Source organism: Ectopseudomonas composti (assembly GCF_001567565.1).
Taxonomy (GTDB): domain Bacteria; phylum Pseudomonadota; class Gammaproteobacteria; order Pseudomonadales; family Pseudomonadaceae; genus Aquipseudomonas; species Aquipseudomonas composti_A.
In genome coordinates this window covers 22,999-29,812 of the sequence record NZ_LSSW01000012.1, presented here as the reverse complement: position 1 = coordinate 29,812, position 6,814 = coordinate 22,999, and the positions used below count along the sequence as shown (strand labels likewise).

The window sequence follows — 6,814 nt, the reverse complement described above, 5'->3', positions numbered from 1 at the left end:
CAGTGGACTCTGGAGTCTGCCACCTACGGCAAAGGCCAGTCCTACCTGTTCGGCTCCGCTGGTGGCGTCCAGCTGGGGATCTACAACAAGACCGAACAGGCCCGCTCCATCGACAAGCTCGACTATTGGGAAAACGTCTGGAAGCGTCGCGACAGCTTCGACGAAGCCGACCCGGATAACTACAACCCCGAGCAAGACGTGTGGCGCGTCGAGCTGCGTTATCACCACTCAGTGATCCAGCAATTCGCCTCTGGCTCGTTCGACCTGCAGACCAGCAAGATCATCGAAACCAACAGCTACGCAGCATTCGCACCGCACCTAGACGGCCTGTGGCGCTATGGCCTGCGCCAATTCAAGTTACTGGCTCGCCCTGGCTACTTCGAACCGATCTGGACGCTGATCCGCGACGACGTGCGCGTCGATCTGCCGGTCGATTCCCTGGTGGACGAAACCGAGTACAAACGCCAATACAAGACCTCGCGGGGCTTCTCGGGAAAGAACGTCGAGCTATTCCTGGGAAACTTCGTCAGCCTGCTGGCACGGGAGCGAGTGGGCGCTAGAAAGGCTTTCTATCGGCTCAAGGATTGGGAATGCTGGCCGGTGATCCGTGACCACTATGCCGCGAAAGGCATGGACGAAGACGGGCTGTATAAGCACATCAAAGGCATTCTTGAAGAACGGCATGTTCGTTGGGGGCGTGCTGTCTGATGTTTGTTTGCCAAATACACAAACAAGACAAACACGCTGACGTTCACGCTCTTGGCCAGGGCCGACATCATGGCAATTGAGCAACTGCCTGACGGCCGCTGGAAAGTCGACGTTGAACCCATCAAGGGCCGTCGCTTCCGCAAGACCTTCAAGACTAAGGGTGAAGCCCAGCGCTTTGAAGCGACCTGCAGGGCCAATTGCATCGACTCGCCAGCCTGGACGCCCAAGCCGAAAGATCGTCGCCGCCTTTCCGAGCTCTGCACCCGGTATCACGAACTGCACGGCCATGCTTTGGCTGACGGTGCCGCGATACTCCGCACCCTGCAGAACCTGGCCAAAGACCTGGGCGACCCTATAGCGATCAAGCTCACCGGCAACGCCTTCTGCGAAACTCGAAGCGTGTTGCTCAAGGCTGGCATTCAAGGCAAGACGCTAAACAACCGGCTCGGCTACCTGAAAGCCCTGTTCAACGAGCTGCACCGCCTGGGCGATATCGACTACCCGAACCCGCTGGCCAAAGTCCGTCCGCTACGCCTGCAGGAACGCCCTATTTCGTTTCTCTCGACTTGCCAGATAGCCGAACTGCTCGAGGCCCTAGATGACCGCACCACCAGCCCAGGTATCGGCCTGATCGCTCGCGTCTGCCTGAGTACGGGCGCCAGGTGGGGAGAAGCCCAGGCGCTGACACCTGAGCGAGTGCGAAACGGCATGGTGACCTTTGCCAACACCAAGTCGAAGCGGACCCGGTCGATTCCTATCGATAGCGCATTAGAGAAGGCATTACACGTCTACTTCAAGCGGCACGGTCTGTTCACCAACTGCATGCTGACCTTTAGCCGTGTACTGGAGAAGACCTCGATCAAGCTCCCGGCCGGCCAGGCCACGCACGTACTGCGGCACACCTTCGCCAGTCACTTCGTCATGCGGGGCGGGAACATCCTGACGCTACAGAAAATTCTGGGGCATACGTCGCTGGCAATGACCATGCGCTATGCGCACCTGTCGCCGGACCATCTGCAGGATGCTTTGACCTTGAATCCGCTTTTCGACACTTCTTCGACACTTGCCGAAAGCTGAAAAGCAAAAAGCCCCGAAAACTTGTTAGCTTTCAGGGCTTTAGGTATTGCGAAAGTGGCGGTGAAGAAGAGATTCGAACTCTTGATACGGTTTCCCGTATACACACTTTCCAGGCGTGCTCCTTCAACCGCTCGGACACTTCACCGGATCTCGATTGGCTGTGCAGCCCGTCGAGGTGCGCTAATGTAGTCGAATGTTTTCCTGAAGGCAAATTTTTTTTAAAGGATTCATGCGCTTAAGTGCGTAGCGGATTTTCGTCGTCCTTGTCGGTGGGCTGCTCATCGAAGCGAATGTGGCCAAATAGCAGGAAACCCAGGGACATGAACAGGCCTACGCCGAATATCAGCAGCACCCCAGACGGGCTGCGCAGGTAGAAGCTTTCGCTGAGCACCACCGATGCCAGCAGCAGGCCGATCACGGCCAGCATGTAAAGAATGGAGTTGAAGGTATTCATAGGCTGCTCCTTTGGTGCGCGCCCACCTTAAAGGCCAGGCTTCGCGCTCGGCCAATTGCCATCCGACATCGCCACGATAGGCAAAAACACTGACCCACCAGTCAGCCGCGGCGCTTTACCAGAGCAGTTCGGCTGAGTACCTTCTGCCCACATTCGGCCCCGCGGCTCTAACAAGGAAAACTGCCATGAGCGACCTGATCAGCTATCAACTCGAAGACGGCATCGCCACACTCACCCTGAGCAATGGCAAGGTAAACGCCATCTCGCCCGATGTGATCGCTGCATTCAATGCCGCGCTCGATCGCGCTGAGCAGGATCGAGCCATCGTCATCGTGACTGGGCAACCGGGCATCCTCTCTGGCGGCTACGACCTGAAGGTGATGACCTCAGGCCCGCAGAACGCGATCAACCTGGTCGCTGCCGGCTCCACCCTGGCGCGCCGTATGCTCGCTCACCCCTACCCGATCATCGTTGCCTGCCCCGGCCATGCGGTGGCCAAGGGGGCGTTCATTCTGCTGTCGTCCGATTACCGCATCGGCGTCGAAGGTCCCTTCAATATCGGACTGAATGAAGTACAGATCGGTATGACCATGCATCACGTGGGCATCGAGCTGGCACGTGATCGCTTGCGCAAGTCGGCATTTCACCGCTCGGTGATCAATGGCGAGATGTTCGACCCGGCAGGCGCTGTGGAGGCCGGCTTCCTGGACAAGGTGGTGCCGGCCGAACAATTGCTGAGCACCGCACAGGCCGTGGCGCAGCAGATGAAGAAGATCAATATGACTGCGCACAAGAACACCAAGCTGAAGGTGCGCAAGGCGCTGCTGGAAACCCTCGATGCCGCCATCGAGCTGGACAAGCAGCACCTGATGTAAGCACGCAACACCGCGCAAACGAAAAGCGCCGCTTCCGTTGAGGTCGCGGCGCTTTTTTGTTCAAGACATTTGATTGCTGTCGAGTACCACTTCGCACAGCTCACGCTGTGAGTCAGCCGGAATAGTCGAGGGCCGTCCAGGCGCGGCTCAGACCTTGAGCCAGCACACAGCCAGGTCTGCTCAGTTGCTCGTTGAAGGACGCCGGCAGCAGAGTGGTCTCTCCCTCAGCGGCGCCGTGTCGCTCGGTCAGCCACTGCAGCTTGCCGCAGTTGGGCGTCTCGATCACGTAACTGGCTGCGATGTTCGAGTGGTGGCTGGGCAGACGAGTCACGTCCAATACGACACCCGCCTCCTCGACTCGATGACCATCTGAAACCAGCACGGCCCAGGCCTGCTCGCCCTCGATGACCAGATAGGCGCCGTTGGCCTGTGGTCGCTCGACCTGTGGTTGCGCACAGCCGCTGAGCAGGGCCAATAGCACAATCGTCATCAGCATCTGTTGCATTGCCAATACCCCCTTGCAAGGCGCCCACAGCGGTGCGGTGGACGGGTTGTTGTCGCCTGAGTGAGGTCACTATCACCCAATACTGTTTATTTGTACAGTATTTTTCGATTACCCTGTTCCGCAGGTAAAACACCGATCAAACAGGAGCGCCATCATGCTGGACGTACTGCAGCTGAAACACCGAGTGAACCGCATGCCGCTGGAGCGCGTGCGCGACATGGTCGATGAGCTGTTGCTCGAGGGAATCGTCATGGAGAACCGCACGCCCTTTAATCGCCAGCACTTCAATACCTGCTTCGCCGAAATCGAGGCACTGCTGCAACGCGCTGGCTACCATCGCCAGCTAGACGTGGTTGGCTATCAAGGGCTCGCCTATGCCCTGTTTGACCCAACCCGTTGGGAAGCCGTCGAGGTACTGCACTGGCTACGTGACTTCGTCGAACTCAAGCAGCAGCACTCCTGCAGCTGAGCAGCACTGCACGCTCCGAAATTGGCCAGCCGCATGGCTGCTGCACAGTATTTGGGCAGTTCATGCAGGCACGCGGCTCTTCTCAAGAGCCATCTGGCTTTCTGTATCTCATTGAAAAATATGGTGATGCCGACGCATTAGCTCTGCGTTCCAGCGAGCTGGCAAAAGCCTTGCTAAGGGAAACCCAACAACGCTCCTGATCGCCAACGGCGGTGATTCGGACACACAGACAAAGACGTCAAAGACACCTTGTTGCCATCGGCTTCAGGTTGTCTGCGACGTCTTTTTTCGTTTCTGCAAGTCGAGGAGTTGCCATGCGCCATCGCCTATCCCCCAATCGCCGCCTTTCTGTGCTGGGTTTGACCCTCAGTTTGCTGACTGCACCTCTGCTACACGCTGCCGAGCCGGAAAAAGCCGAACTGAAACTTGGCTTTATCAAGCTCACCGACATGGCGCCGCTGGCCATCGCATACGAAAAGGGTTTCTTCGAGGATGAAGGGTTGTACGTGACCCTCGAGGCACAGGCCAACTGGAAAGTGCTGCTGGACCGCGTGATCGACGGTGAGCTGGATGGCGCACACATGCTCTCCGGCCAGCCGCTGGGCGCCACCATTGGCTTCGGCACCAAGGCCGATGTGGTCACTGCCTTCACCATGGATCTCAACGGCAACGCCATCACCGTTTCCAACGACGTCTGGAAGGCGATGAAGCCACACGTACCCATGGCAGACGGCAAGCCCGTGCACCCGATCAAGGCCGACGCGCTCAAGCCGGTGATCGAGCAATACGCCACCGCCGGCAAGCCGTTCAACCTGGGCATGGTGTTCCCGGTGTCGACGCACAACTACGAGCTGCGCTACTGGCTCGCCGCCGGCGGCATCAACCCCGGCTACTACGCTCCCGAGAAAGGTGACATCAGCGGCCAGATCGACGCCCAGGCGCTGCTCTCAGTCACCCCGCCGCCACAGATGCCGGCCACTCTGGAGGCCGGCACCATCAGCGGCTACAGCGTCGGCGAGCCGTGGAACCAGGCGGCCGTTTTCAAGGGCATCGGCGTGCCCGTCGTGGCTGACTACGAGATACGCAAGAACATGTCGGAGAAGGTTTTCGGCGTCTCGCGTAGCTGGGCCGAGGCCAACCCGGAAACCCATAAGCGGCTGGTCAAGGCTCTGATCCGCGCCGGCAAATGGCTTGACGAGAACGACAACGCCAATCGCGCCGAAGCCGTGGAAATTCTCTCGCGCCCTGAATACGTCGGCGCCGACGCCAAGGTGATCGCCAATTCCATGACCGGCACCTTCGAGTTCGAGAAAGGCGACAAGCGCGAGGTGCCGGATTTCAACGTGTTCTTCCGCTACCACGCCACCTACCCCTACTACTCCGATGCCATCTGGTACCTGACCCAGATGCGCCGCTGGGGGCAGATTAGCGAAGCTAAGCCGGACAGCTGGTATCTGCAAACCGCCAAGCGCGTTTTCCTGCCGGATATCTACCGCGAGGCGGCCGCCGAGCTGATCAGCGAAGGCCTGGCCTCGCCGGACGACTTCCCTGCGACCGATGAGGACGGCTTCCGTGAACCGCTCGCCGACACCATCGACGGCGTCGTCTACGACGGCCACCAGCCCAACGCCTATCTGCAGCAGTTCAGCATTGGTCTGAAGGGCGACAGCGCGCTCTAAGCCAGCTTGGCAGCGCCGCTCTGCGGCGCCACAACCGACCAGAGGACAGGACGATGAGCAATCCCAACGTTGCCACCCCGATCCAGCAGACTCTCAAGACGGCGCGTCACAGCGCCCTGATCAAACGCCTGGCCAGCAGCCTGATTCTGCCGGCGCTCGGCATAGCCGTATTCCTGCTGTGCTGGCAGGGCCTGGCCAATCATATCCAGACCAGTCTCGGCCAGTTCCCCGGGCCGCTGCAGGTCAGTGAGCAGTTCGCCGGACTGATGGCAGCCCACCAGCGCGAGCAGGACAAGGCCGCCGCCTTTTATGAGCGCCAGGAGACGCGTAACGCCGCCCTGCTGGCCAAGAACCCGGCCGCCGAGGTGAAGATCCGCCCTTATACCGGCAAGCCGACCTTCATCCAGCAGATATTCACCAGCCTCTATACCGTGGCGGCCGGCTTCGTGATCGCGTCATTGCTGGCCGTTCCGCTGGGTATCGTCTGCGGCCTGAGCAAGTCGCTGTACAGCGCGCTCAACCCACTGATACAGGTGTTCAAGCCCGTCTCACCGCTGGCCTGGCTACCGCTGGTGACCATGCTGGTCAGTGCTCTGTACGTCAGTGACGACCCGCTGTTCGCCAAGTCCTTCCTCACCTCGGCCTTCACTGTGGCGCTGTGCTGCCTGTGGCCCACGGTGATCAACACCACGGTGGGCGTGGCCGGCATCGACAAGGACCTCAATAACGTCAGCAAGGTACTGCGCCTTTCACCACTGAGCCACGTACGGCGCATCGTGCTGCCAGCCGCACTGCCGATGATCTTCACCGGTCTGCGCCTGTCCCTGGCCACCGGCTGGATGGTGCTGATCGCCGCGGAGATGCTGGCGCAGAACCCGGGTCTGGGCAAATTCATCTGGGACGAGTTCCAGAACGGCAGCTCCAACTCCCTTGGCCGGATCATGGTGGCGGTGATCGTCATCGGCCTGATCGGCTTCGCCCTCGACCGTCTAATGCTTGTCCTGCAGCGGCTGTTCAGCTGGGACAAGAACGCTGTATTGCGCTGAT

General features: G+C 59.6%; 7 protein-coding genes, 1 tRNA gene and 1 pseudogene. 6 read left to right on the top strand and 3 right to left on the bottom strand.

The window, feature by feature from the left end:
• Nucleotides 1-708 (top strand): annotated as a pseudogene (locus PCLY_RS02285) (hypothetical protein); the annotation flags it as partial.
• Between the two features lie 69 nt (nt 709-777).
• On the top strand, nt 778-1,785 hold the full coding sequence (locus tag PCLY_RS02280) for a phage integrase (RefSeq protein ID WP_061237626.1): 1,008 nt from the start codon (nt 778-780) through the stop codon (nt 1,783-1,785).
• 55 nt (nt 1,786-1,840) lie between these two features.
• On the opposite strand, the gene PCLY_RS02275 is transcribed toward PCLY_RS02280, so the two are convergent.
• Nucleotides 1,841-1,930, bottom strand: a tRNA-Ser gene (locus PCLY_RS02275).
• Between the two features lie 90 nt (nt 1,931-2,020).
• Entirely contained in the window at nt 2,021-2,239 is a 219-nt protein-coding gene (locus PCLY_RS02270; protein WP_061237624.1) for a hypothetical protein, read from the bottom strand.
• A 185-nt stretch (nt 2,240-2,424) separates the two neighbouring features.
• Here PCLY_RS02270 and PCLY_RS02265 point away from each other — a divergent pair, with 185 nt between their 5' ends.
• Nucleotides 2,425-3,114 carry a crotonase/enoyl-CoA hydratase family protein gene (locus tag PCLY_RS02265; protein ID WP_061237623.1) on the top strand — a complete coding sequence of 230 codons (690 nt, stop codon included), beginning with the start codon at nt 2,425-2,427 and terminating at the stop codon, nt 3,112-3,114.
• Between the two features lie 112 nt (nt 3,115-3,226).
• On the opposite strand, the gene PCLY_RS02260 is transcribed toward PCLY_RS02265, so the two are convergent.
• Nucleotides 3,227-3,619, bottom strand: coding sequence for a hypothetical protein (locus PCLY_RS02260; protein WP_061237622.1), 393 nt, complete (start codon nt 3,617-3,619; stop codon nt 3,227-3,229).
• A gap of 154 nt (nt 3,620-3,773) precedes the next feature.
• Here PCLY_RS02260 and PCLY_RS02255 point away from each other — a divergent pair, with 154 nt between their 5' ends.
• From PCLY_RS02255 to PCLY_RS02245, 3 genes are all read left to right on the top strand, one after another.
• Entirely contained in the window at nt 3,774-4,088 is a 315-nt protein-coding gene (locus PCLY_RS02255) for a hypothetical protein (protein WP_061237621.1), read from the top strand.
• 314 nt (nt 4,089-4,402) lie between these two features.
• Nucleotides 4,403-5,767: a CmpA/NrtA family ABC transporter substrate-binding protein gene (locus PCLY_RS02250; protein ID WP_061237620.1), complete on the top strand. Its 1,365-nt coding sequence runs from the start codon at nt 4,403-4,405 to the stop codon at nt 5,765-5,767.
• Between the two features lie 53 nt (nt 5,768-5,820).
• Nucleotides 5,821-6,813 carry an ABC transporter permease gene (locus tag PCLY_RS02245; RefSeq protein WP_061237619.1) on the top strand — a complete coding sequence of 331 codons (993 nt, stop codon included), beginning with the start codon at nt 5,821-5,823 and terminating at the stop codon, nt 6,811-6,813.
• Nucleotide 6,814 lies beyond the last annotated feature (1 nt).

Coding starts and splice junctions, on each gene's coding strand:
- PCLY_RS02245 (WP_061237619.1), top strand. CDS start 5,821: ATGAGCAATCCCAACGTTGCCACCCCGATCCAGCAGACTCTCAAGACG.
- PCLY_RS02260 (WP_061237622.1), bottom strand. CDS start 3,619: ATGCAACAGATGCTGATGACGATTGTGCTATTGGCCCTGCTCAGCGGC.
- PCLY_RS02270 (WP_061237624.1), bottom strand. CDS start 2,239: ATGAATACCTTCAACTCCATTCTTTACATGCTGGCCGTGATCGGCCTG.
- PCLY_RS02255 (WP_061237621.1), top strand. CDS start 3,774: ATGCTGGACGTACTGCAGCTGAAACACCGAGTGAACCGCATGCCGCTG.
- PCLY_RS02280 (WP_061237626.1), top strand. CDS start 778: ATGGCAATTGAGCAACTGCCTGACGGCCGCTGGAAAGTCGACGTTGAA.
- PCLY_RS02250 (WP_061237620.1), top strand. CDS start 4,403: ATGCGCCATCGCCTATCCCCCAATCGCCGCCTTTCTGTGCTGGGTTTG.
- PCLY_RS02265 (WP_061237623.1), top strand. CDS start 2,425: ATGAGCGACCTGATCAGCTATCAACTCGAAGACGGCATCGCCACACTC.